Source organism: Flavobacterium panacagri (assembly GCF_030378165.1).
Taxonomy (GTDB): Bacteria; Bacteroidota; Bacteroidia; order Flavobacteriales; family Flavobacteriaceae; genus Flavobacterium; species Flavobacterium panacagri.
This window is the reverse complement of record NZ_CP119766.1, coordinates 1,253,647-1,277,873: the sequence shown is the minus strand read 5'-3', so window position 1 is coordinate 1,277,873 and position 24,227 is coordinate 1,253,647. Positions and strand designations below refer to the sequence as shown.

General features: G+C 34.1%; 23 protein-coding genes. 20 read left to right on the top strand and 3 right to left on the bottom strand.

The genetic code is table 11. The features are described from left to right. Nucleotides 1-117: 117 nt before the first annotated feature. A complete protein-coding gene (locus P2W65_RS05850) occupies nt 118-807 on the top strand; it encodes an NUDIX hydrolase (RefSeq protein WP_289664149.1) in 690 nt (229 codons plus the stop codon). Nucleotides 808-896: 89 nt separating this feature from the next. Here the strand turns inward: P2W65_RS05850 and P2W65_RS05845 are convergent, their stop codons facing one another. Then, the gene (locus tag P2W65_RS05845; RefSeq protein ID WP_289664147.1) at nt 897-1,895 is read right to left on the bottom strand and encodes a GntR family transcriptional regulator; all 999 of its coding nucleotides are present in this window, start codon (nt 1,893-1,895) and stop codon (nt 897-899) included. Nucleotides 1,896-1,997: 102 nt separating this feature from the next. Here P2W65_RS05845 and P2W65_RS05840 point away from each other — a divergent pair, with 102 nt between their 5' ends. The 5 genes from P2W65_RS05840 to P2W65_RS05820 all read left to right on the top strand — a co-directional run bounded on the left by P2W65_RS05840 (nt 1,998) and on the right by P2W65_RS05820 (nt 8,227). Further along, on the top strand, nt 1,998-3,050 hold the full coding sequence (locus tag P2W65_RS05840) for an aldose epimerase family protein (protein WP_289664145.1): 1,053 nt from the start codon (nt 1,998-2,000) through the stop codon (nt 3,048-3,050). Between the two features lie 34 nt (nt 3,051-3,084). Next, the gene (gene galK / locus P2W65_RS05835) at nt 3,085-4,245 is read left to right on the top strand and encodes a galactokinase (RefSeq protein WP_289664143.1); all 1,161 of its coding nucleotides are present in this window, start codon (nt 3,085-3,087) and stop codon (nt 4,243-4,245) included. A gap of 16 nt (nt 4,246-4,261) precedes the next feature. Next, entirely contained in the window at nt 4,262-5,320 is a 1,059-nt protein-coding gene (locus P2W65_RS05830) for a UDP-glucose--hexose-1-phosphate uridylyltransferase (protein ID WP_289664142.1), read from the top strand. Between the two features lie 234 nt (nt 5,321-5,554). Next, a complete protein-coding gene (locus tag P2W65_RS05825; protein ID WP_289664141.1) occupies nt 5,555-7,240 on the top strand; it encodes a sodium/sugar symporter in 1,686 nt (561 codons plus the stop codon). A gap of 207 nt (nt 7,241-7,447) precedes the next feature. After that, nucleotides 7,448-8,227 carry an SDR family oxidoreductase gene (locus tag P2W65_RS05820; RefSeq protein WP_289664139.1) on the top strand — a complete coding sequence of 260 codons (780 nt, stop codon included), beginning with the start codon at nt 7,448-7,450 and terminating at the stop codon, nt 8,225-8,227. 231 nt (nt 8,228-8,458) lie between these two features. Here P2W65_RS05820 and P2W65_RS05815 read toward each other — a convergent pair whose 3' ends face one another. Further along, nucleotides 8,459-9,355 (bottom strand): AraC family transcriptional regulator, encoded by an 897-nt coding sequence (locus P2W65_RS05815; protein ID WP_289664137.1) that lies wholly within the window; start codon nt 9,353-9,355, stop codon nt 8,459-8,461. 171 nt (nt 9,356-9,526) lie between these two features. Between P2W65_RS05815 and P2W65_RS05810 the strand changes: the two genes are divergently transcribed. The 4 genes from P2W65_RS05810 to P2W65_RS05795 all read left to right on the top strand — a co-directional run bounded on the left by P2W65_RS05810 (nt 9,527) and on the right by P2W65_RS05795 (nt 13,327). Beyond that, the gene (locus P2W65_RS05810) at nt 9,527-11,182 is read left to right on the top strand and encodes a UxaA family hydrolase (RefSeq protein ID WP_289664135.1); all 1,656 of its coding nucleotides are present in this window, start codon (nt 9,527-9,529) and stop codon (nt 11,180-11,182) included. Between the two features lie 37 nt (nt 11,183-11,219). Continuing rightward, nucleotides 11,220-11,984: an SDR family NAD(P)-dependent oxidoreductase gene (locus tag P2W65_RS05805; protein WP_289664133.1), complete on the top strand. Its 765-nt coding sequence runs from the start codon at nt 11,220-11,222 to the stop codon at nt 11,982-11,984. A gap of 145 nt (nt 11,985-12,129) precedes the next feature. Further along, nucleotides 12,130-12,987, top strand: a complete 858-nt coding sequence (locus tag P2W65_RS05800; protein WP_289664131.1) for a fumarylacetoacetate hydrolase family protein — start codon at nt 12,130-12,132, stop codon at nt 12,985-12,987. Between the two features lie 4 nt (nt 12,988-12,991). Continuing rightward, nucleotides 12,992-13,327, top strand: coding sequence for an L-rhamnose mutarotase (locus P2W65_RS05795; protein WP_289664130.1), 336 nt, complete (start codon nt 12,992-12,994; stop codon nt 13,325-13,327). A 247-nt stretch (nt 13,328-13,574) separates the two neighbouring features. Here the strand turns inward: P2W65_RS05795 and P2W65_RS05790 are convergent, their stop codons facing one another. Continuing rightward, nucleotides 13,575-14,825: an NAD(P)/FAD-dependent oxidoreductase gene (locus P2W65_RS05790; RefSeq protein ID WP_289664129.1), complete on the bottom strand. Its 1,251-nt coding sequence runs from the start codon at nt 14,823-14,825 to the stop codon at nt 13,575-13,577. A gap of 101 nt (nt 14,826-14,926) precedes the next feature. Here P2W65_RS05790 and flxA point away from each other — a divergent pair, with 101 nt between their 5' ends. The 10 genes from flxA (at nt 14,927) to P2W65_RS05740 (ending at nt 24,192) form a co-directional block, all read left to right on the top strand. Beyond that, entirely contained in the window at nt 14,927-16,447 is a 1,521-nt protein-coding gene (gene flxA / locus P2W65_RS05785) for a flexirubin biosynthesis tyrosine ammonia-lyase FlxA (RefSeq protein ID WP_289664128.1), read from the top strand. Between the two features lie 68 nt (nt 16,448-16,515). Further along, nucleotides 16,516-17,742 carry a WG repeat-containing protein gene (locus tag P2W65_RS05780; protein WP_289664127.1) on the top strand — a complete coding sequence of 409 codons (1,227 nt, stop codon included), beginning with the start codon at nt 16,516-16,518 and terminating at the stop codon, nt 17,740-17,742. Between the two features lie 9 nt (nt 17,743-17,751). Continuing rightward, the gene (gene flxB / locus P2W65_RS05775) at nt 17,752-18,483 is read left to right on the top strand and encodes a flexirubin biosynthesis SDR family reductase FlxB (RefSeq protein ID WP_289664126.1); all 732 of its coding nucleotides are present in this window, start codon (nt 17,752-17,754) and stop codon (nt 18,481-18,483) included. A gap of 189 nt (nt 18,484-18,672) precedes the next feature. After that, on the top strand, nt 18,673-19,908 hold the full coding sequence (locus P2W65_RS05770; protein ID WP_289664124.1) for a beta-ketoacyl-[acyl-carrier-protein] synthase family protein: 1,236 nt from the start codon (nt 18,673-18,675) through the stop codon (nt 19,906-19,908). Continuing rightward, nucleotides 19,901-20,155: an acyl carrier protein gene (locus tag P2W65_RS05765; RefSeq protein ID WP_289664122.1), complete on the top strand. Its 255-nt coding sequence runs from the start codon at nt 19,901-19,903 to the stop codon at nt 20,153-20,155. Before P2W65_RS05770 ends, P2W65_RS05765 begins: the two co-directional genes overlap by 8 nt. Then, on the top strand, nt 20,155-21,036 hold the full coding sequence (locus P2W65_RS05760; protein WP_289664120.1) for a lysophospholipid acyltransferase family protein: 882 nt from the start codon (nt 20,155-20,157) through the stop codon (nt 21,034-21,036). The genes P2W65_RS05765 and P2W65_RS05760 overlap by 1 nt, the downstream gene beginning before the upstream one ends. A 200-nt stretch (nt 21,037-21,236) precedes the next feature. After that, a complete protein-coding gene (locus P2W65_RS05755) occupies nt 21,237-22,139 on the top strand; it encodes an NADPH-dependent FMN reductase family protein (RefSeq protein WP_289664118.1) in 903 nt (300 codons plus the stop codon). Nucleotides 22,140-22,156: 17 nt separating this feature from the next. Beyond that, nucleotides 22,157-23,290 carry a dialkylresorcinol biosynthesis protein DarB gene (gene darB / locus P2W65_RS05750; protein WP_289664116.1) on the top strand — a complete coding sequence of 378 codons (1,134 nt, stop codon included), beginning with the start codon at nt 22,157-22,159 and terminating at the stop codon, nt 23,288-23,290. Next, nucleotides 23,290-23,721, top strand: coding sequence for a hotdog family protein (locus P2W65_RS05745; RefSeq protein WP_289664113.1), 432 nt, complete (start codon nt 23,290-23,292; stop codon nt 23,719-23,721). Before darB ends, P2W65_RS05745 begins: the two co-directional genes overlap by 1 nt. A 3-nt stretch (nt 23,722-23,724) precedes the next feature. Continuing rightward, nucleotides 23,725-24,192 (top strand): hotdog family protein, encoded by a 468-nt coding sequence (locus tag P2W65_RS05740; protein WP_289664111.1) that lies wholly within the window; start codon nt 23,725-23,727, stop codon nt 24,190-24,192. The last annotated feature ends 35 nt before the right edge of the window (nt 24,193-24,227 follow it).

Sequence of the window (24,227 nt, the reverse complement as noted above, 5' to 3'; positions counted from 1 at the left end):
AATGTTACTTTTTTAAGAGTACTTTTGAAGAGTTATTTATGTAAGTGTGAAATCTACATTAATAAATTATGATACGTTTTAAGAAGTTTATATATTTACAATCCAAATTAATTATATATGTTAAACAGCTATAGTTCTGCCGATAAAGTGTTACTGGCAGTAGACTGCATCATTTTTGGATTTGACAATGAGGGTTTGAAAATCCTTTTAATCCAAAGAGATTTTGAGCCCGAAAAAGGAAAATGGTCCTTGATTGGAGGTTTCTTAAAACGCGACGAAGTTTTAGATAGTGCCGCAACCAGAATCTTAAATACCTATACAGGTCTGAATGATATTTATATGGAGCAGTTATATGCTTACAGCGAAATCGACCGTGATCCTGTTGAAAGAACTATCTCCGTTTCTTATTTTGCTTTGATTAATATCGAAAACCATAATGCAGAATTGATTCAGAATTATCATGCAGAATGGTTCCCGATTAACGATGCGCCAAACTTGATTTTTGACCATAACGAAATGGTTCAAAATGCTATTAAGAGACTTCGCTATAAAACATCTGTAAAACCAATTGGTTTTGAACTGCTACCTGAAAAATTCACGATGCGTCAGCTTTTAGAATTGTATGAAGCGATTTTGAGCAAAGAATTGGATAAACGAAATTTCATCAGCAAAATTAATTCTCTTGATATTTTAAATAAATTAGACGAAAAAGACATGCAGTCTTCTCGAAAAGGTTCTTATTTATACACCTTTAATAAAGAGAAATACGAAGAAAAACTGCAAAATAACTTTGCACTCAATTTATAAGAACTTTATTTATTCTCTCGCAGATTTAGGAGATTTAGCTGATCAATTGTCAAAAAATCTTCCCGATCTGCTAAATCTGCGGGAAAAAATTATAAAGAATTCCTCAATATAAGAGCAGATTTGTTTTCGATCTGTTCTTTTGTTCCTTTCAAGACCATATCAGCTAGAATTTTTCCCATCATTTCAAAATGGGTTGAAATTGTGGTAATTCCATTTGCAGCAATTTTCTTTAATGGTGTTTCATTATAAGAGATAATTCCGAAATCTTCTCCTAATTTTAATTTTCTTGCCATCGCATTTTCGATAACCAAAAGAAGATCACGATCGTGAGGGATAATATACAAATCTCCCAAAGCGATAGTTTGATTGCTGAAATCAGAAATAATTTCGTAATCAAAACCATAATCCTGACAGAACGATTCGAAACCAATTTTCATTCCGGGCGGTTCTCTGAAACCTGGGAAAATCAAAATCAGTTTTTTGTATTTTGATAACCGCGATTTGCCTTTCATCAAACCTTCATAAATATCTTTTTGGTGATTTTGATAAATTGCTGGAAATATTTTTAAGTCCGAATTCGTCTGATCTAAAATTATTACATCATTCACTGGTAGGGTTTTTATCGAATCGACTATATCGTTTAAGTTCGTCGGCATCAAAATATATTTGGTGTAATTTCCATTGCTGTCATTGATCAGTTTTTTAAAAACCTGAACATTGAAATGATGAAAGAAAATATCGACCTGAACATTCTTTCCAATATTTTTTAGAAACGAATTATAAATGTCTTCTTTAAAAATATTCAACTCATCAAAAAGCAGGAAAATCTTCTGAGTTATAGTGATTTCAATGCTTTTAACATAATATCCCTTGCCAGGAATGGCATAAATAATTCCTCTTTTCTTCAATTCATCGTACGCTAAAAGCACTGTATCACGCGACAAAGAAAACGCCAAACAGACTTTATTTACCGAAGGAAGACGGTCTCCTTTGACCAAATTTCCTTCTTCAATAGCTTTTTCTATTGAAAGAATTATCTGCTTATATTTTGGAAGACCAATATTATTTTGGATAGAAATGATGTTCATAAATAAAGTCATTTTGACTATTAATATTAAAAACTGGTAGGTACTGGTATGCAAATATAGAGAATGTTTCTATTTTTGGATTTCATTATTGGTAAAAATTATATGGAAATAAAACACATATCTCATTTAAAAGACACTCATAATTGCAAATTGTTTGGTTTAATGCCTGATAAAGAAGAAATTTATTCATTTGAATTAGTGAATAAAAACGGAATGAAAGTTCAAATCATCAATTATGGTGCAACTGTAACTTCAATCCAGATTCCTTTGAACGGAAAATTAACCGATGTTGTATTAGGGTTTAATAATCTGGAATCGTATTTAGAATCGTATAATTTACCAAGTGCTCCTTATTTTGGAACAACGGTTGGACGTTACGCCGGTCGTATTCATAAAGCCACTTTTAGTCTGAACGATAAAAAATTTCAGCTTGATGGAAACAATAATGGAAATACGCTTCACGGCGGAACAATGGGATTTGGAAGAAAAGCTTGGAGTGTGACCGATGCAAAAACTGGCGAAAATCCATCTATTACTTTTGGTCTTTTGAGCCAACATTTAGACGAAAATTTCCCTGGCGAAATGACGGTTTACTTAACTTATACTTTGACAGAAGAAAACGAATTAAAATTAGAATATAAAGCAACTTCAACAGAAGACACGATTATTAATTTAACGCATCACAGTTATTTTAATCTTGACGGACATGATGGAAATGTTTTAGAACAGCAGATGTTTATCAAATCGGCTAAAATGCTGGAAACAAATTCAGATAATATTCCAACAGGAGATTTTACCGATTTAACTGATCATGATTTTGATTTTAGAGCTCCTAAAAACTGTCCATTTCCAATTGACAATTCTTTTGTAGTCAATTCTGAAACGGAAATCGTAGCACAATTAATCAGTTTAAAAAATAAACTTCGAATGAATGTTTATACCGATCAGCCAAGTGTACATATATATGTAGGCGGGAATTGTTTTGGAAAACTAAAAGGAAAAGAAAACGTCGATTACAATGCACAAAGCGGCATTTGTTTTGAAACACAAAATTTTCCAGATGCGCCAAATCAGGCACATTTTCCAAATGCTGTTTTGAAAAAAGGCGAAGAATATGCTCAAAAAACAGTATACAAATTTGAAAACTTAAACTAACTATTTACCCAATATTACAATTACAACAACTAAAATGAATGATATTTTAATACAAAACACCGTTGCATTTTTTGAGAAATCTTTCGGATCTTCTCCGCAGAAAACGGTACTTTCTCCAGGAAGAATCAATATTATCGGAGAACATGTTGACTACAATGACGGTTATGTTTTACCAGCAGCAATTGACAAAGTAATTTGTTTTGCTTTTGAAAAAAACAACACCAATACCTCTAAAATTATCGCTATTGATTTAAACGAAGAATTTGAAATCGACTTAACTCAGGAAGTTAAATTGAGTGATGTGGTTTGGACAAATTATATTCGAGGCGTAATCAAACAACTGCAGGATAACGGATTTACTTTTGAAGGTTTCAACTGTGTTTTCAGCAGTAATATTCCGGTTGGTTCTGGATTGTCCTCTTCTGCAGCTTTAGAATGCGGCATGATTTTCGGAATCAAATCTCTTTTTGATTTAAAGATTGAAAAAGTAGATATTTCTTTATTAGGACAAAAAGCAGAACATTGGGTTGGAATCAACTGCGGAATTATGGATCAGTTTTCAAGCGTTCATGGTTTAGAAAACAAAGTAATCAAATTAGACTGCAACACTTTAGATTTTGAATATCACAATGCCGACTTTAAAGACTATTCTTTGATTTTATTGGATTCTAATGTAAAACATTCCCTTTTTACTTCAGAATACAATACCAGAAGAATTGAATGTGAAGAAGGATTAGCCATCATAAAAAGTCATTTTCCAGAAGTAAAAAGTTTTAGAGATGCTTCAGAAGAGCAAGTTCTAAGTCTTAAAGATAAAATGACTGAAAAAGTTTTCAGCAGAGTTCATTTTGTTGTTAAAGAAATTAACCGAGTTATCAAAGCCTGCGAAGCTTTGGATCAAGGAAATATTGAACTTTTAGGAGAATTACTTTTTGAAACACACTACGGTTTATCGCAAGAATATGAAGTAAGCTGCGAAGAATTAGATTTCTTAGTAGATACTGCAAAAGAAGACCATGCTATTATCGGTTCTCGACTTATGGGAGGCGGTTTTGGTGGCTGCACCATCAATTTAGTTAAAAAAGGATATGAAAATGAGGTTAAAAGTAAGTTTTCGAAACTTTATTTAGATACATTTGGAATTGAATTAAAATTCTATGATGTAAAAATCTCAAACGGAACAACATTACTTTAAACTACAACACACTACAATGAAAAATTTTGACATTAATGAAGATCCGCACAGACGCTTCAACCCATTAATCAACGAATGGGTATTGGTTTCACCTCACCGTGCAAAACGCCCTTGGCAAGGACAAAACGAAACAATTTCGACAGAAGAACTTCCTAAATACGACCCAACTTGTTATTTGTGTCCAGGAAATGTTCGTGCCAATGGAGTAAATAATCCAGCATACGAAAGCAGTTTTGTTTTTGAAAATGATTTTGCTGCCATGAAACAGGAAGAAATTATTTTTGAAGACGATATCAAGCATACTTTTTTTAAGGCAAAACCAGAACAGGGAATTTCAAGAGTGGTTTGTTTTTCGCCAAGACACGATTTGACTTTACCAGAAATGGAAATTGCCGATATCGAAAATATCATCAAAACCTGGCAGAAAGAATATACTGATTTAGGAAATATTAAATTCATCAACCACGTTCAGATTTTTGAAAATAAAGGAAGTGTAATGGGGTGCAGCAACCCACATCCGCACGGACAAATCTGGGCACAGTCTTCGTTACCTACTCAGGTTGAGAAAACACAAAACAGCTTAAAATCATATTACGATAAAAATAAAAAAACTCTTTTAGAAGATTACGTTCAGGCCGAACTGAGAGTTGGAGATCGTATCGTAATCGAAAATGATCATTTTGTTGCTTTGGTTCCCTTTTGGGCAATTTGGCCTTATGAAACTATGATTGTAAGCAAAAGAGCGGTAAACAAAATTACCAATTTTACGGAGGAAGAAAGTACCGCTTTCGCTAAAATCTTAAAGCAGTTAACTACGAAGTATGATAATTTATTTAGTACTTCTTTTCCATACTCTTCAGGAATCCACCAATCGCCAACCGACGGATTAGAGCATCCTGAATGGCATTTCCACATGCATTTTTATCCGCCGTTGTTAAGATCGGCAACTGTAAAGAAATTCATGGTTGGATATGAAATGATGGGCGAATCACAGCGTGACATAACACCTGAAAAAAGTGCTGAAATTTTAAGACAGCAATCAGAAGTGCATTATAAAAATCTTATAAAAGTGTAAGAATTATCGTTTTATAGAAGCTACAAACACAAAAATTTAACACATTATACCGTTTAGAAATGTAAAAAACACATTTGCTCATGGTTGATTTCTAAATTTTTATTTTACATTTGGCTTCTGCTTTTATTTTCGCAAAAAAATAACAGAAATAAAACACATCTTGCATTTTTGACGAGATTATACAAAACTAAAACAAACTTTACCCTATAATAATTATTTAAAATACTACTAACAATGAACCAAAACCTCGCTTTCGCAGATTATGCGGTTTTTATTATCTATTTTATCGTAGTCTCTGTCTACGGTTACACGGTTTATCGCAAACGTAAACAAGACGAACAAGATGCTAAAGCTTACTTTTTGGCTGAAGGAAATTTAACATGGTGGGCAATTGGAGCTTCTCTTATTGCTTCTAACATCTCTGCAGAACAATTCATCGGAATGAGTGGTGAAGGTTTCTTCTTAGGAATTGCTGTTGCTGCTTACGAATGGCTTGCTGCTATTGCACTTATTATTGTGGCTGTATGGTTTATTCCTGTATATCTTAAAAACAAGATTTACACGATGCCTCAGTTCTTAAAAACACGTTACAACGAATCTACTGCATTGATTATGGCAGTTTTCTGGTTGTTCTTATACGTTTTTGTAAACTTGACTTCTATCTTATACTTAGGAGCAGTTGCAATTAATGGTCTTGCTGGAGGAGAATATCTTCACGCTATTATGATTGGATTAGCTGTTTTTGCTTTATTTATTTCTCTTGGAGGAATGAAAGTTGTAGCTTATACAGACGTTATTCAGGTTGCTGTATTAATCATTGGAGGTTTGGTAACTTCTTATATTGCATTGACAACTGTTGGTCAATATTTTGGTGTGGGAGAAAATGCAATCGCTGGTTTCAAAGTTTTAATGAGAGAAGCGCCTGAGCATTTCAAAATGATTATTCCAAAACCAACTGCGACTTCTACTCAGCTTGAAATCGATAAATATTTAACTTTCCCTGGATTGTTATCTTACGCGGCTGGTATCTGGATCATCAACTTAAACTACTGGGGATGTAACCAATACATTACACAAAGAGCACTTGGTGCTGACTTACAAACGGCTCGTACAGGAATTTTATTCGCTGGTATGTTAAAATTATTAATGCCACTTATCGTAATGCTTCCTGGTATTGCTGCTTACGTTTTATACACAAACGGACATTTACCTCAATTAGTTGGAGGAAAAGATGGTGCTTATTCTGCTGTTTTAACCTTCCTTCCAACTGGATTAAAAGGACTTTCTGTTGCGGCTCTTACTGCGGCAATCGTAGCGTCTTTAGCTGGAAAAGTAAACAGTATCTCTACAATCTATACATTAGATATTCATAAAAAATACATTCAAAAAGAAGCTGGCGAAAAACAGCAGGTAAATATTGGTAGACTTGCCGTTTTTGCTGCAATGCTTTTAGCTGTTTTATTTACTTGGAATGACGTTCTAGGAATTGGTGGTGTTGGAGGATTTACTTATATCCAAAAATATACTGGATTTATCAGCCCTGGAGTTTTTGCTATGTTCTTCTTAGGTATGTTCTGGAAAAGAACTACAGGAACAGCGGCGATCGTTGGGGTAATCTTAGGATTCTTATTATCTGTTTTATTCAACGAATACGCTCCAGCTTTATTTGGTCCCGATACATTTTTATACACCGCTTATCCTAACGGGAAAGGAGCTTTCGAAATTCCATTCCACATTTGTATGGGATTATCATTCTTATTCACAATGATTGCGATGATCTTAATAAGTTTCGCTGGTCCAAAAGTAAACCCAAAAGCATTCGAGACAGAACCTGGAATGTTCAAAGTACAGCCGCAGACTACGGTCTTAATCGTAATTACATTACTGATTATCGTGGCTCTTTATGTTAAGTTCTGGTAATAAATTATCAGTTCTATTCTCTCTATTTTTACAGCTGTTGTTTGTCATGAACAACAGCTGTAAATTTTTTAAAAAAGTTCTAACAACAGAAATAAAAAGCCACGAATTACACTAATTTCCACGAATTATTTTTTTTAAATAAAAATTCAAGCTAATTTGTGTGATTCGTGGCAAAAAAATCACAACAAACTATAATAAATAAAAATCATGCAGTTATCATTAACCCAAAAAATCATTATCGTTACGGGAGGCGCAAAAGGAATTGGTTTAGGAATCGTTAAGGTTTTAGCCGAAGAAAATGCCATTCCGTTTATCGTTGGACGTAACGAAAATGACAACATCAAAGCCGTAGAAGAATTAAAAGCCTTTGGAAAAGAAGCGTATCAAGTTGCCGCCGATTTGACAAAACCTGAAGACTGCAAAAAAGCCGTTGAAGCCATAATCGCAAAATTCGGAAGAATCGACGGATTGGTAAACAATGCCGGAGTTAATGACGGCGTTGGATTAGAAAACGGAAATTATGAAGATTTCGCCGCTTCACTTCACAAAAATTTAGTCCACTATTATTTAATGGCTCAACACGCACTTCCATATTTGAAAGAATCTAAAGGAGCAATTGTAAACATTGGTTCCAAAACTGCCGAAACTGGTCAAGGAGGAACCTCAGCTTATGCTGCTTCAAATGGAGGAAGAAATGCTTTAACGAGAGAATGGGCTGTTGAATTATTGAAATATAGTATCCGTGTAAACGCTGTAATTGTGGCAGAATGTTACACACCCCTTTACGAAACGTGGATCAATACTTTTGAAAACAAAGAAGAAAAATTAGCTGCAATTACTAAAAATATTCCATTAGAAAACAGAATGACAACCGCTGAAGAAATCGCAAATATGGTGGTTTTCTTATTGTCTGAAAAATCAAGCCATACTACAGGACAGATTATTTATGTGGATGGTGGTTATACACATTTAGATCGTTCTATTTAATTTTTTTTTAGCCACGAATTCACGAATTATTTTTTGAAAATCTTTGAGAATAAATTTGTGAATTCGTGGCTTTCCTTTTTTCTCTCCTAGATTTCACAAATTTTTTTTTAATCATTTAATCTGTGAAATTCTAAGTTTATTTTTCAAGCAGCTACTGTAAATTTTTTAATTCTTTTAATTCGTGAATTCGTGGCTATTTCTTTTCAAACAGATTTGAATCCTCTTTAATCTTTAATCCCGATAGCTATCGGGAGTGGCAAAACTAACGTTCGCATTATTTTTAAAATCCGAAGGCGTAATTCCCTTAACTTTTTTGAAGAGTTTATTAAAATTTGATGCCGTTTTATAACCGCATTCATAAGCGATCTCAGACATGCTTTTATCGGTTTCCAGCAACAATTTACAGGCATTCGAAATTCGGATTTCGTGCAGATAATCCACAAAATTCTTCTTCGTTTTTACCCTGAACATTCTACAGAAAGAAGTCCGCGTCATATTCGCGACAGCTGCAATTTCTTCTAATGAAATATTCTTTTTGTAATTTTTATTCACGTATTGAAAAACTTCAGAAAGACGATCTACTTTAGAATCCTTTTGCATCAAAGAATAAATCTCGTCATTGATATAAATAGTATCCTGGCTTTCGGAAAGAATAGACAAAATCTCAAAAAGTCCGACAATAACTTCGAAGTCTTTTTTAGCAACTAATTTCTCCAGTTTTTTCGCAATCTGTTTATTGGTTTTTCCGATAATCGAAATTCCTTTTCCAGCCTGAAAAAAGAGTTCATTGATTTTTTGGGTTTCTTTTAACTCGTAAAAAGTCGGCCCGAAAATATCTTTATGAAAATATACGACAATCGAATTGGCTTTTAAATCTTCAATTCCCTGATAATATTTCTCATCATTCAGCCAAACGTGAGGAATATCAGAACCTAAAAAAACCATATCTCCGGGTTCAAACGGCATTACTGAATTTCCGATAATTCGCTTGCCGAAACTCTCTTTCACATACACCAATTCCAATTCTGGATGTGAATGAAACGGCGCTTGAAAAAACGGTTCAATCCGATTCAGTACTGAAACTTTAGTATTGAGATAAGACGCTATTTTAGTTTGTTCCAATTTCATACTGCAAAGATAATTAAAGATTAGATACGGATAATATTAGACTACTAACGAAGATCTAAAAACCCTAATTTTATTTTTCGTTAACTGCCAGAATTCTATAAAAATTTGAAGGATTAAATTGTTATAAACGAAGGCAGTGACATCAAAAAAAAAGAAAAAACAAACAACACAATGTCTGAGAATAACACAAAAAAACTGGTTGTAAAACTACATCCAGATGATAATGTATTGGTTGCCTTAACCGATCTTCAAAAAGGCGAAACCATTCATTTTGAAAACGAAACATACGTTTTACAAGACCTCATCAAAGCCAAACATAAATTCTACATGCAGGACATGAAGCAGGGAGAAGAAGTAAATATGTACGGCGTTTTGGTTGGAAAAGTACAAAACGATTTGACAAAAGGAAGTTTAATGACAACCGAAAACCTTAAACATGCTGCAGATCCTTATGCTTACAGAAACGCCTCTTACGAATGGAATGCGCCTGATGTTTCTAAGTTTGAAAACAGAACATTCAAAGGTTACAAAAGAAAAGACGGACGCGTTGGAACAGCAAATTACTGGCTTTTTGTTCCGACAGTTTTTTGTGAAAACAGAAATTTAGATGTCATCAAAGAAGCCTTACACAAACAATTGGGTTATGCTGTCACCGATAAATACAATCAATTTACGCATGAATTGCTTCAGGGTTATTTGAACGGAAATGACATTAATGATATCAATATTGAATTGAATCCGACTCCAAAAAACAATCGCGTTTTTGAAAATGTAGACGGAATTAAATTCTTAAATCATCAAGGTGGCTGTGGTGGAACTCGTCAAGATGCTTCTACTTTGAGCGCTTTACTGGCTTCTTATGCCAATCATCCAAATGTTGGAGGAATTACACTTTTGAGTTTAGGATGCCAGCATTTACAAGTTCAGGATTTTGTAAATGATGTTAAAAGACAAAATCCAGATTTCGATAAACCATTGTTTATTTTTGAACAACAGCAGACCGAAAGTGAAGAAGTTTTGATTACCAACGCCATCAAAAAAACGTTTGAAGGTTTAATAGAAATCAACAAATACGAAAGAACCGATGCGCCTTTGAGCGATTTATGCATTGGTGTAAAATGTGGAGGAAGCGATGGTTTCAGCGGTGTTTCTGCAAATCCTGCGGTTGGTTATACTTCAGATTTAGTTGTAGCTTTAGGCGGAAAAATTCTTTTGGCTGAATTCCCAGAATTATGCGGTGCAGAGCAGAATTTAATTGACAGATGTATTACGGAAGATAACGCTAAAAAATTCATCAATTTAATGGAATCTTATGATGAACTGGCGCACAAAGTGGGTTCAGGTTTCCACATGAATCCGTCTCCGGGAAATATTAAAGACGGTTTAATTACAGATGCCATCAAAAGTGCTGGAGCAGCCAAAAAAGGCGGAACATCTCCTGTTGTTGATGTTTTAGATTATACAGAACTAGTTACAAAACCAGGTTTAAGTTTGGTTTGTACGCCGGGAAATGATGTAGAAGCAACAACTGGAAAAGCGGCTTCTGGAGCGACTTTAATTTTGTTTACTACAGGTTTGGGAACTCCAACAGGAAACCCAGTTTGTCCTGTAATTAAAGTGGCTACAAATTCGGTTTTGGCAACCAGAATGAAAGATATTATTGATATTGACTGCGGGCCAATTATCAGTGGCGAAAAATCTATTGAAGAAATGGGCGAGGAAATTTTAGAATACTGTATCAAAGCGGCAAGCGGCGAAATTATTCCGAAAGCTGTACAATTAAACCAAGACGATTTTATTCCGTGGAAACGCGGCGTATCTTTGTAAAAGACTATTAAAAACAACTCATAAAAATTTATATCAAATGTTTTCATTACAAAATAAAAAAGCAATTATCACTGGCGGCGGAAGCGGAATTGGAAGAGCGATTTCGGTTTTATTTTCGAAACAAGGAGCTGAAGTTCACATTTTAGAATTGACTGAAGAAAGCGCAAAAGAAACCGTTGAAGAAATAAAATCAACTGGAGGAAATGTTTTTGCTCACGCTTGCGACGTTTCGAACCACGAACAAGTAAATTCAACTTTCGAGAAAATCGGAAATATCAATATTCTAGTAAACAACGCTGGAATTGCTCACGTTGGAAAAGTAGATACTACTTCAGAATCTGATTTTGACCGAATCATGAATGTAAACGTAAAAGGAGTTTACAACTGTCTTCATGCTTCAATTCCGGCGCTAAGAAATTCTGGCGGAGGTGTCATTTTGAACTTGGCTTCAATTGCATGCTGGGTTGGAATTCCAGATCGTTTTGCTTATTCTACAGCAAAAGGAGCGGTTATGGCTATGACTTTATCAGTTGCAAAAGATTATTTGAATGATAAAATCAGATGTAATTCTATTTCTCCTGCAAGGGTTCACACGCCTTTCGTAGACGGATTTATTGCTAAAAATTATCCTGGAAAAGAAGAAGAAATCTTCGAAAAACTATCTCAGTCACAGCCAATCGGCCGTATGGGAAAACCAGAAGAAATCGCCACTTTAGCATTATTCTTATGCAGTGACGAATCGTCTTTCATCACAGGTTCAGATTACCCAATTGATGGAGGTTTTATCAAATTGAATAACTAAAAAAAAGAATAGCCACGAATTCACGAATTTTTTCAGTCATAATTCGTGGCTATTTTTATTTAATACAGATTTCACAGATTTTTAAAATCATTTTAATTCGTGAATTCGTGGCTAAAAAAATACACATTACTAAAAAAATTAAAATATGAAACTTATTAGATTCGGAGAAGAAGGAAAGGAAAAACCAGGAGTTTTACTAAATGATAAAAGATATGATGTTTCGTCTATCGTAACCGATTACAACGAAGCTTTTTTTGAAAATGACGGTTTAGCAAAATTAGAAGAAGCTTTAAAAAATAACCCATCTTTAACAGAAGTAAGCGATTCAGTTCGTTTAGGTTCGCCAGTTGCGCGTCCGTCAAAAATTATCTGCATCGGATTAAATTACGTAGATCACTGTGAAGAAACTGGCGCTGCAATTCCGGAAGAACCAATTATTTTCTTTAAATCAACCACTTCTTTATGCGGACCAAATGATAATTTGATTATCCCGAAAAACAGTGAAAAAACAGATTGGGAAGTAGAATTAGCATTTGTTGTAGGTAAAAAAGCAAGCTACGTTTCTGAAGAAGATGCACCAAACTATATTGCTGGATATTGCCTTTTAAATGATTATAGCGAAAGAGCATTCCAAATCGAGCGCGGCGGACAATGGGCAAAAGGAAAAGGTTCTGATACTTTCGCTCCTCTTGGACCTATTATGGCAACTCCAGACGAAGTTGGCGATGTAAATAACCTAAAAATGTGGCTTACTGTAAACGGAAAAACGTTCCAAAACAGTAATACATCAAACTTGATTTTCAAAATTCCATTTTTAGTACATTATTTAAGTCAGTTTATGACCTTGCTTCCTGGCGATGTTATTAGTACAGGAACGCCTCCGGGAGTTGGATTAGGAATCAAACCAGATCCAATTTACATTAAAGCAGGCGATGTAATCGAATTAGGAATTGAAGGTTTGGGCACAAGTAAACAAACTGCCGTAGCTTACAAACAAAACTAAAAATATGGCAGCTCAAAAATTCTATCTGGCTTTAGACTTAAAAGATGATGCAAATTTAATTTCAGAATACAAAGAACTGCATGAAAATGTCTGGCCGGAAATTAAGAAAAGCATTCAAGACTCTGGAATTGAAGTTTTGGATATTTACTGCACCGGGAACAGATTGTTTATGATCATCGAAGCAGATGCCGATTTTACTTTCGAAAAGAAAGACAAAGCCGACGCTGCAAACGAAAAAGTTCAGGAATGGGAAACTTTAATGTGGAAATTCCAACAAGCTTTACCTTGGGCAAAACCAGGGCAAAAATGGATTTTAATGGATAAGATTTTTGGATTGTAATATCCGTGATTCCATATTAATAGCAATATTTAATATTCCGTAGGAATATCTCATCGGTAGAATAAAATATTGGCGTTTTGTATTATGTCCTGTAGGGACATCTGATTTACGGAAATAATATACATATCCATAAATCAAACGTTCCTACGGAACATATAACCGTAATTCAAATTTCATTCTACCGACGAAACATTCCTAACGGAATGAATCTACAAAATGAATTGTTTTTTATAAAAAAAAGCCTTGATTATTCAGGGCTTTGTTCTTTTTGCATATTCAGTAAATACGCCATATTCGCAATAACGTGATCATGTTTCTTGACAAACGAATTTTCTTCGTTCCAAACATAACCTGCTAAAACAGCACATATTTTTTCTTTTACTTCAGGATTTTCAGGCTGGTGGAAGAATAATGTCTGTAAATTTCCTGTATACCATTCTTGTACATAAGTTGTGAAAACAGCAATACCGCGTTTCATGTATTGGGTAAACTCCACTTCCCAGTCAACAGGAATTCCCTGTGATTCTTTCAAATATAATTTTGCTGCAAGCATTCCTGATTCGGTTGCGAAGGCCACTCCCGAAGAGAAAACTGGATCTAAGAATTCAGAACTGTTTCCCGTTAAAGCAAAACCGTCTCCATACATTCTTTTTACCGCTCTTGAATAGTTTTCTAATTTAACCGGTTCGAATAAAAATTCAGTTCCAGCAAATCTTTTAATATAATAATCCGATTTCTGAATGGCATTTTTCAAAGCCTCGGCATTGTCTTTATTTTCAGAAAGCGAATTGATAAAGTCTGTTGGCCCAACAACACCTAAGCTAGTATTTCCGTTAGAAAATGGAATTACCCAAAGCCAAACTTCTGTTTCTAGAATATCAAAAGAAATCTGAGTTCCTTCTACACCTTCTTCTCTATTTATATCTTTAACATGTGTAAAAATAGAAGAATGCGGATCTAATTTTGATGGCGTATCTAGATCTAAAAGTCTTGGCAGCACTCTTCCGTATCCGCTAGAATCAATAATAAAATTGGCATAAATTTCTTTTAGATTTCCGTCTTTATCTTTTACGATTGTTTTTGATTTTTTTCCTTCAAAAGAAACTTCTAAAACTTCCGTTTCAAACTCTAGATCAATTCCTTTTCGCACTACTTCCTGTGCCATTGTATTATCAAAATCGGCTCTTGGAACCTGCCAGGTCCAGTCCCAGCCTTCTCCGAATTTTTTACTGAAATCAAAATTGCAGATTTCTTCGCCTCTAATAAAACGAGCTCCTAATTTTTTCTCGAAGTTCATGGCATCGAGCGCGTCAAACAATTCTGCCTCAGCAAAATGATCCATAACACGCGGAATAAGGCTTTCGCCAACAACAAGTCTCGGAAACTTTTGTTTTTCTACAACTTTAACCTTAACATTGTTTTTAAAAAGATACGATGCCGAAACACAACCAGATGGTCCTGCACCAATCACTAAAACATCAACAAACTCCTTTGTCATATTAGAATTATTATCATTAATTAACCTACATTTGCCATCATCAAAATAACTACATTTATTTTGATAAATAAAATTAAATTAGCGCAACCAAAATCTATTTGATGAATACAATTAATGAATATTTAAGTTTAGCAGAATTTGAAGCCATAATCTTTGGAAAAAACAAAGTTTCCATAAGCGATGTAGTTTTAAATCGAGTAAACGAAAGTTTTAATTTCTTGAAAGAATTCTCAGGAAACAAAGTAATCTACGGAGTAAATACGGGCTTTGGTCCAATGGCTCAATACAGAATTAAAGAATCTGATCAAATTCAATTACAATATAATTTAATTAGAAGCCACTCTTCTGGAACAGGAAAACCTTTAAATCCAGAATGTGCAAAAGCGGCAATTTTAGCTAGATTGAATACGCTTTCTTTAGGAAATTCAGGAGTACATCCTTCTGTAATTCATTTAATGGCAGAATTAATCAATAGAGATATTACGCCTTTAATTTTTGAGCACGGTGGTGTTGGCGCCAGCGGAGATTTAGTTCAATTATCACACTTAGCTTTGGTTTTAATTGGCGAAGGCGAAGTTTTTTATAAAGGAGACAGACGCCCAACAGCCGAAGTTTTTGAAATCGAAGGTTTACAACCAATTCAAGTAGAAATTAGAGAAGGTTTGGCATTAATCAACGGAACTTCTGTAATGACAGGAATTGGTGTTGTAAATGTTCATTATGCTCAAAAATTATTAGACTGGTCGTTAAAAGCTTCTTGTGCAATTAACGAATTAGTTCAGGCTTACGACGATCATTTTTCTGCAGAATTAAACCAGACCAAACGTCATAAAGGACAGCAGGAAGTGGCTGAGAGAATGAGAAAAAATCTTTCTGACAGTACTTTAATCCGTAAAAGAGAAGACCATTTATATTCTGGAGAAAATACAGAAGAAATCTTCAAAGAAAAAGTTCAGGAATATTATTCTTTAAGATGTGTTCCTCAAATTTTAGGGCCTGTTTTAGAAACGATAAATAATGTAGCTTCAATTTTGGAAGACGAATTTAACTCGGCCAACGACAACCCAATTATCGATGTAAAAAATCAGCACGTTTATCATGGAGGAAATTTCCACGGAGATTACATTTCGCTTGAAATGGATAAACTGAAAATCGTTATTACCAAATTAACGATGCTGGCAGAACGTCAATTGAACTATTTATTGAATTCAAAAATTAATGAATTACTTCCTCCGTTTGTAAACCTAGGAACATTAGGATTTAATTTCGGAATGCAGGGCGTTCAGTTCGTGGCAACTTCAACAACTGCAGAAAGTCAAATGTTGTCTAACCCAATGTACGTTCATAGTATTCCAAACAACAATGATAATCAGGACATTGTTAGTATGGGAACAAATGCCGCTGTAATTACATCAAAAGTAATTGAAAACTCATTCGAAGTTTTGGCAATCGAATTAATTACAATCGTTCAAGCCATTGATTATTTAGATCAAAAAGATAAAATCTCATCTGTTACTAAAAAATGGTATGATGATATTAGAAACATAATTCCAACATTTAAGGAAGATCAAGTAATGTATCCTTTTGTTCAAAAAGTTAAAGATTATTTGATCAACAGTTAAAAATTGATATACAAATTTGCCCCAAAGAGTTTTAGTTTTTTAATCGTTAAACATTGAATTTTAAAATCATGAAAAAGACACTTATTTTTTTGTTGCTGGTAAGTATTCAATTTGTTAATAGTCAAGAATTGGCTTTAGTTAAAAAGAGCTCCAAAATTGGCTATCTTACTAAAGACGGATCTTTTAAAATCGAACCACAATATAAATCTGCCAGAAGTTTTTCTGAAGGATTAGCCGCTGTAGAAAACGGCGGAAAATGGGGCTTTATTGACACAAAAGGGACTTGGGTAATTCCAGCCGACTTTAAAGATGCGAAAGATTTCAATAATGGAATCGCTGTCGTGCAAAAAGATAAGGAGTGGGTTTATATTAATACGAAAGGAGAAATCCAAAAAGCACCTACTTCTGATAAAGTTTTTGATTTTAATAATGGAGTTGCCTTCATCAGACAAAATAATAAAGTGGGTCTGATTAACAATAAAATGACTGTTGTTTTAGAACCAAAATACGATCAGATCAAACCTTTTGAAAATGGTTATGCGAGAGTGGAACTAAACAAAAACTGGGGAATTATCAATACCGAAGGAAAAGAATTGGTTGAACCTGCTTATGCTGAAATTGGAAATTATTTTAAAGGAACAACTTGGGCTAGAAAAGATAAAACTTTCGGATTAGTAAGCGGCGGAAAATTCATTCCAGTTGATGGAGCTGAAAAAATCTGGGATTTTGAAACTCAGGATTTGACATTCGCTAAGAAAAATGGAAAAATTGGATACATCGATTTAAAAGGAAATTGGGCCATTCTTCCTATATATGATAAAGGAAAAGCTTTCTCTAAAAATCTAGCGCCTGTTTTAGTTGGAAAAAAATGGGGATTTATTAATCCAGAAGGGAAATTTGTAATTGAACCAACTTACAGCGATGCAGAGGTTTTCAGTACCAACGGATTAGCTCCGGTAAAAGAAAGCAATTGGGGTTTCATCAACGAATCTGGAAAATTAGTTATTCCAACACAGTACGGAATTACAACAAACGCTATTATTGCCATGTTTGTACAGCAGGACAAAGGATTTATTGACGGTGTTGCTCGAGTAAAAAACGAGGGAAAATGGGGATTTCTTAAACCCGACGGAACCGTTTTGGCTAACCAATGGTTTGAAAATGCTGAATTATTTTCAAAATCTGAAAAACCACAGCCAGTTGCTGCCCCAGCTGAAGCCCCAAAACAAGAAACAAAAACAACCAAACCAGCTGCCAAATCGACACCGAAAACAGCAGCTAAGAAAAAGAAATAAATTTCACTTATGAAGTGTGTATTAGTAACAGGCGGTTCAAGAGGAATCGGAAGTGCTATTTGTAAAAAACTAGCCGTAGAATCTGATTATCATATTCTGATTAATTATCATTCGAATCAAACAGCTGCCGAAGAAACATTACAAGAAATACAAAAATTAGGTGCAACAGGAGAAATTTTAGGTTTTGATGTTGCTAATTTTGAACAGGTACAAAACGTTCTTACGCAATGGCAAGAAGCCAATCCTGAAAAATTGGTAGAAGCAATTGTAAATAATGCTGGCATTACAAAAGATGGCCTTTTTATGTGGATGACACCGCAGGATTGGAATAGTGTAATGAATACAAGTGCAAACGGATTTTTTAATGTAACGCAGTTTTTCATTCAAAAAATGCTTCGCAATAAATACGGCCGAATCGTAAATATCGTTTCGGTTTCTGGAGTAAAAGGAACTGCGGGACAAACTAACTATTCGGCTGCTAAAGGTGCAATTGTTGCTGCAACAAAAGCATTGGCTCAGGAAGTTGCAAAACGCAATATTACTGTTAATGCTGTTGCTCCAGGTTTCATCAAAACAGATATGACAAGCGAGCTGGATGAAAAAGAATTATTAAAGCTTATTCCGGTAAATCGTTTTGGCGAAGCCGAAGAAGTGGCAGATTTGGTAAGCTTTTTGATTTCTAAAAAAGCAAGTTATATTACAGGAGAAATTATCAATATTAACGGCGGAATATATTCTTAAAATATTTTAAACACATAGAAACATAGATTTTTATGTGTCAATAAAGAATACGTAAGAGAAATACATTTCTTTCACATAGAAAGCTATGTTTATTTAAAATAAGTGAAACGCCTTTTTTAAGTTTACAAAACTATGTTTCTATGTGTTTAAAAAAACACTTTAAGGATAAAAAATTACTTTTGAAAGACGATGAATAGAAGAGTTGTAATTACTGGAATGGGAATTTATTCTTGTATCGGAACTTCTTTAGACGAAGTAAAAGATTCGTTATATCAAGGAAAATCTGGTATTCAGTTTGATTCTGAACGTAAAGAATTTGGTTTTCAATCAGCCTTAACAGGAATGGTTCCGAAAGCCGATCTTAAAAATTTATTGACACGCAGACAGCGTATGAGCATCGGTGAAGAAACCGAGTACGCTTATATGGCAACTATCGAAGCACTAAAAAATGCAAATATCGACGATGCTTTTTTTGATGAACACGAAGTAGGTATTATGTATGGAAATGATAGTGTTTCTAAAGCTATTATTGACGCTACAGATATTGTACGCGAGAAAAAAGATACCGCTCTTATTGGGTCTGGCGCCATTTTTAAATCAATGAATTCTACGGTAACGATGAATCTTTCAACGATTTTTAAATTGCGAGGCATCAATCTTACTGTAAGTGCTGCTTGTGCTAGTGGTTCACATTCTATCGGATTGGCTTATTTTTTAATCAAAAGTGGTTTTCAAGATATTATAATTACGGGCGGTGCTCAGGAAATTAATAAATATGCCATGAGCAGTTTTGACGGATTAGGTGTTTTTTCCAACAGAGAAAGCGATCCTGAAAAAGCATCAAGACCTTTCGATTCTGGTCGCGATGGATTAATTCCGAGTGGTGGCGGTGCTACTTTAATTTTGGAAAGTTATGAATCAGCCATCGCACGTGGCGCTACTATTATTGCAGAAGTTTCTGGCTACGGATTTTCTTCAAACGGCGGACATATTTCTACACCAAATGTCGAAGGACCGGCTACAGCCATGAGAAGAGCACTAGAAGACGCAAAGTTAGAAGCATCAGATATTGAATACATAAATGCCCATGCAACCTCAACTCCAGTTGGCGATGCAAACGAAGCTAAAGCTATTTTTGAAGTCTTTGGCGAAAAAAACCCCTATGTAAGTTCTACCAAATCGATGACAGGCCACGAATGCTGGATGGCTGGAGCAAGCGAAATTATTTACTCTATCTTAATGATGCAGAACGATTTCATTGCACCAAACATCAATTTAGAAAATCCAGATGAAGACGCTTTAAAATTAAATTTAGTTAAAGTTACGTTAAACAAAAAATTTGACATATTTTTGTCCAATTCTTTCGGTTTCGGAGGAACCAACTCGGCGTTGGTGGTTAAAAAGTTTAAATTGAACGATGAATAAAGAAGAGATTATAGCAAGAATAAATGGTTTTTTAGTTGATGAATTTGAAGTTGATAATGACGACATTGAACCAAATGCTAATTTAAAAGATACGCTTGGATTAGATAGTTTAGATTATGTTGACTTAGTAGTTTCTATTGAATCTAACTTTGGCGTAAAACTAGTAGAAGCAGATTTTGTTGGAATTTCTGATTTCCAAAGTTTTTATGATCTAATCGAAACTAAAATAAAAGCCAAAAAAGCTTAATGAGTGAATGGGATGGCAAATCAAAAGGAACTGTTTTAGGGTATAAAATATTCGTTTTTTTGATTAAAAAAGCGGGTATTAAATCTGCTTACGTATTACTTTATTTTGTTGCTTCTTATTACTTTTTGTTTTTAAAGAAAAGCAATCGTGCTATCTTTTATTATTTCAAAGAGAGGCTTCAATTTTCCTATTTCAAATCTAAAAAAATGGTTTTCAAAAGTTACTACACTTTTGGACAAACCATTATTGATAAAATTTCCATTTCGGCAGGAATGCGAAACAGATTTACTTATGAATTTGACGGAATCGAAACCCTAAAAAAATTGCTTGCCGAAAAAAAAGGCGGTGTTTTAATCAGTGCACATGTTGGTAATTTTGAAATTGCCGAACACTTTTTGGGAGATATCGATCTTAATTTTCAAATTAATCTCGTTACGACAGATTTAGAGCATTCTGCCATCAAAAATTATTTAGAAAGCGTTACACAAAAACCAACCGTAAAATTCATTATCATCAAAGAAGATTTATCTCATATTTTTGAGATCAATGCGGCTTTGGCCAATAATGAATTAGTTTGTTTTACTGGCGATCGTTATTTTGAAGGAACCAAATCTCTTTCTGAAAATATTTTAGGTAAAGAAGCCCACTTCCCTGCTGGGCCATTTTTAATTGCTTCAAGATTAAAAGTACCTGTTGTCTTTGTTTATGTAATGAAAGAACCAAATCTTCATTATCATTTATATGCCAGAGAAGCAACGGTAAAACACCGTGACGAAAAAGGCCTTTTGAAAGAATATGTAACCAGCGTAGAAAGCATTCTTCAACAATATCCTTTACAATGGTTTAACTATTTCGACTTTTGGAACGATTTACAAGGATAATTTTTTCTGCGAATTCTCAAAGTTTTCTTAATTATAATTATCAAAAAAAGACTTTTCTTAAATCATTTTTTAGTTCCTCATGGAAAAATTTAAAAGAATGTAATTTCTAAAGCAAAACCGAAATTTAGATTAATTAAACAAGAAAATTCGTTTAAATAAATTTACTTACTTTTGTCCGCAACCAAAGCAAGTAAACTTAGATGAAAAATGTTCTCGTTATTTATTATTCTCAATCAGGACAGTTAGAAACGATTGCGCAAAACATTGCAAAACCGTTTTTAAACGACGAGAATATAAATGTAACTTTTCACGAAATTCAACTGGAGAAACCCTTTCCTTTTCCGTGGAATAAGGATTCGTTTTTTGATGCCTTTCCTGAATCGTTTTTACAAATTCCAACAGCACTAAAACCTGTTCCTGAAGAAATTTTAAATACAAAATTTGATTTGATTCTTTTTCATTATCAAGTTTGGTATTTATCTCCCTCCATTCCAATTAACTCTTTTTTAAAAAGCGATGAAGCCAAAAAAATTCTAAATAACACACCAGTTGTTACTGTAAGCGGTTCCAGAAATATGTGGATTATGGCGCAAGAAAAAATTAAAACTTTACTAAAAGAAGCAAATGCCAATTTGGTTGGAAATGTAGCTTTGGTAGATCGTGTAGGAAATTTAATCAGCGTAATCACAATTGTAGAATGGATGTTCTCTGGGGTTAAGAAAAAATATTTAGGTATTTTTCCGCTTCCGGGAGTTTCAGATAAAGACATCGAAGAATCAAGTCAGTTTGGAGAAATCATGCTGGATTCTGTTAACAAGAATAATTTAACCGATTTACAACCAAAATTAGTAAACGCGGGAGCAGTGAAAATAAGTTCATATTTAGTGACTGTTGATAAAACAGCCAATAAAATTTTCAATAAATGGTCAAACATCATTTATAAAAATCAAAAAAACCGAAAAAAGCTTCTAAAAGTATTTAATGTTTATTTATTCCTCGCAATTTGGTTAATCTCGCCAATAGTGTATATATTGCACCTGATTTCCTACCCTTTTAAGTTAAAAACCATAAAAAGAGAAACTCAATATTATCAAGGAGTTTAGAAGACTATTTTTAAATTATGTTTGAAGTATATATTACAAAAGCTGCAAAATATTTGCCAAATGAAGCTGTTTCTAATGATGAAATGGAAGCCTATTTAGGTCTTATCAACGATACTGCATCAAAAGCAAGACGTATTATTTTGCGCAATAATAAAATTATAACCCGATATTACGCTGTTGACAAAAGTGGTAAAAGCACTCACAGCAATGCCGAATTAACGCGAAATGCAATTTTACCGTTATTCGACGAAAATTTTACGCCTCAGGATTTAGAAGTACTTTCATGCGGAACCTCAACTCCAGATATTTTTCTGCCTTCGCATGCTGCAATGGTTCATGGTTTACTAAAAAACAAATCGGTAGAATTAAACTCTTCAACAGGAGTTTGCTGTGCGGGAATGAACTCTCTTAAATTTGGTTTTCTTTCCGTACGTTCTGGAAATTCAAATAATGCAATCTGCACAGGCTCTGAAAAAGTTTCGACTTGGCTGAATGCTCAAAAATACAATCACGAAGCAGAGAACTTAAAGAACTTAGAAGAACAGCCAATTATTGCGTTCAAAAAAGATTTCTTAAGATGGATGCTTTCAGATGGTGCTGGTGCTTTCTTGTTAGAAAATAAACCAAGAGGCACAATCTCCCTAAAAATAGAATGGATGGAAGCTTTTTCGTATGCTTACGAATTAGAGACTTGCATGTATGCCGGTGGAGATAAATTGGAAAACGGAGAAATCAAAGCCTGGAGCGATTATGCGCCAGAACAATGGTTGAACGAATCTGTTTTCTCCATTAAACAAGATGTAAAATTATTAGATGAATTTATCCTGTCAAAAGGTGCAGAAAGCATGAAAGACGCAATGGATAAAAACAGCATCAAATCTGAAGATGTTAATTATTTCATTCCTCACGTTTCTTCTAATTTCTTTGTGGAAGGATTAAAGAAAGGATTACAAGAAAAAGGAATTGGAATGAGTGACGAAAAATGGTTCATGAATCTTTCTAGAGTAGGAAATGTTGGTTCTGCTTCTATTTATTTGGCTTTAGAAGAGTTGATGAATTCAGATAAATTGAAAAAAGGTGATCATATCCTTTTATCGGTACCAGAAAGTGGAAGATTTTCTTTTGCTTATGCCTATTTAACTGTCTGCTAATGGAAACGATGGCTCTTTTAGAAAAAGAAATGGTAGAAAATTTACTACCACAAAAGTTCCCTTTTGTGATGGTCGATTCCATGCATTCTTATACCGAGACTTCTTTGGTTTCTGGTTTAAAAATTCAGCAGGATAACATTTTCGTAAACAACGATATTTTTCTAGAAGCTGGTTTAATCGAGCACATGGCGCAATCTGTGGCATTGCATACTGGTTATCAATATTTTTTGAAAAACGAAATTGCTCCAACGGGTTATATTGGTTCTATTAAAGAAATTGAAATTAAAAAACTGCCAGGATTAAACGACAATATTCAGTCTGAAGTAACTATTTTACAGGAATTTGCTGGAATAACTCTAGTAAATATTGTAACAACATTAAATAATGAAGAAATTGCAAACGGACAAATGAAAACCGTTTTAGCCAAATAATATATGATTTTGAAAACTGGAGTTGATATACAAAATTATTTACCGCACCGAGCACCGATGCTTATGGTGGATTTAATTTTGGATATTGATGCCAACTTCGTAGAAACCATCTTTTTGATTAAAGAAGACAATATTTTTGTACAGAATAATGTTTTTAACGAAGCGGGGTTAATCGAAAATACGGCGCAAACTTGTTCGTCTATTGTTGGAAAAAAATACTTTTTTGACGAAGACGGAATAGAAAATGAGAACGTAAATGTAATTGGATTTATAAGTGCCTTAAAAAATGTAAAAATTCATTCGCTGCCAAAAGTCGGCGATACTATAATTACCAAAGCAGAATTAGTTTCAAAATTCGCTGGCGACGATTACACTTTATGCACGATGAACTGTCAAAGTTCAGTCGAAAACCAGATACTCTTAGAATGCGAAATTAACTTGTTCATTCAAAAAACAGTCTCGGTTGGGTAATTCAAAGAAAATCATTCTACATCTCGTAATCCGAA

Bases quoted from the DNA above. Each gene is read 5' to 3' on its own strand.
- P2W65_RS05850 (WP_289664149.1), top strand. From the start codon at position 118: ATGTTAAACAGCTATAGTTCTGCCGATAAAGTGTTACTGGCAGTAGAC.
- P2W65_RS05845 (WP_289664147.1), bottom strand. From the start codon at position 1,895: ATGAACATCATTTCTATCCAAAATAATATTGGTCTTCCAAAATATAAG.
- P2W65_RS05840 (WP_289664145.1), top strand. From the start codon at position 1,998: ATGGAAATAAAACACATATCTCATTTAAAAGACACTCATAATTGCAAA.
- galK (WP_289664143.1), top strand. From the start codon at position 3,085: ATGAATGATATTTTAATACAAAACACCGTTGCATTTTTTGAGAAATCT.
- P2W65_RS05830 (WP_289664142.1), top strand. From the start codon at position 4,262: ATGAAAAATTTTGACATTAATGAAGATCCGCACAGACGCTTCAACCCA.
- P2W65_RS05825 (WP_289664141.1), top strand. From the start codon at position 5,555: ATGAACCAAAACCTCGCTTTCGCAGATTATGCGGTTTTTATTATCTAT.
- P2W65_RS05820 (WP_289664139.1), top strand. From the start codon at position 7,448: ATGCAGTTATCATTAACCCAAAAAATCATTATCGTTACGGGAGGCGCA.
- P2W65_RS05815 (WP_289664137.1), bottom strand. From the start codon at position 9,355: ATGAAATTGGAACAAACTAAAATAGCGTCTTATCTCAATACTAAAGTT.
- P2W65_RS05810 (WP_289664135.1), top strand. From the start codon at position 9,527: ATGTCTGAGAATAACACAAAAAAACTGGTTGTAAAACTACATCCAGAT.
- P2W65_RS05805 (WP_289664133.1), top strand. From the start codon at position 11,220: ATGTTTTCATTACAAAATAAAAAAGCAATTATCACTGGCGGCGGAAGC.
- P2W65_RS05800 (WP_289664131.1), top strand. From the start codon at position 12,130: ATGAAACTTATTAGATTCGGAGAAGAAGGAAAGGAAAAACCAGGAGTT.
- P2W65_RS05795 (WP_289664130.1), top strand. From the start codon at position 12,992: ATGGCAGCTCAAAAATTCTATCTGGCTTTAGACTTAAAAGATGATGCA.
- P2W65_RS05790 (WP_289664129.1), bottom strand. From the start codon at position 14,825: ATGACAAAGGAGTTTGTTGATGTTTTAGTGATTGGTGCAGGACCATCT.
- flxA (WP_289664128.1), top strand. From the start codon at position 14,927: ATGAATACAATTAATGAATATTTAAGTTTAGCAGAATTTGAAGCCATA.
- P2W65_RS05780 (WP_289664127.1), top strand. From the start codon at position 16,516: ATGAAAAAGACACTTATTTTTTTGTTGCTGGTAAGTATTCAATTTGTT.
- flxB (WP_289664126.1), top strand. From the start codon at position 17,752: ATGAAGTGTGTATTAGTAACAGGCGGTTCAAGAGGAATCGGAAGTGCT.
- P2W65_RS05770 (WP_289664124.1), top strand. From the start codon at position 18,673: ATGAATAGAAGAGTTGTAATTACTGGAATGGGAATTTATTCTTGTATC.
- P2W65_RS05765 (WP_289664122.1), top strand. From the start codon at position 19,901: ATGAATAAAGAAGAGATTATAGCAAGAATAAATGGTTTTTTAGTTGAT.
- P2W65_RS05760 (WP_289664120.1), top strand. From the start codon at position 20,155: ATGAGTGAATGGGATGGCAAATCAAAAGGAACTGTTTTAGGGTATAAA.
- P2W65_RS05755 (WP_289664118.1), top strand. From the start codon at position 21,237: ATGAAAAATGTTCTCGTTATTTATTATTCTCAATCAGGACAGTTAGAA.
- darB (WP_289664116.1), top strand. From the start codon at position 22,157: ATGTTTGAAGTATATATTACAAAAGCTGCAAAATATTTGCCAAATGAA.
- P2W65_RS05745 (WP_289664113.1), top strand. From the start codon at position 23,290: ATGGAAACGATGGCTCTTTTAGAAAAAGAAATGGTAGAAAATTTACTA.
- P2W65_RS05740 (WP_289664111.1), top strand. From the start codon at position 23,725: ATGATTTTGAAAACTGGAGTTGATATACAAAATTATTTACCGCACCGA.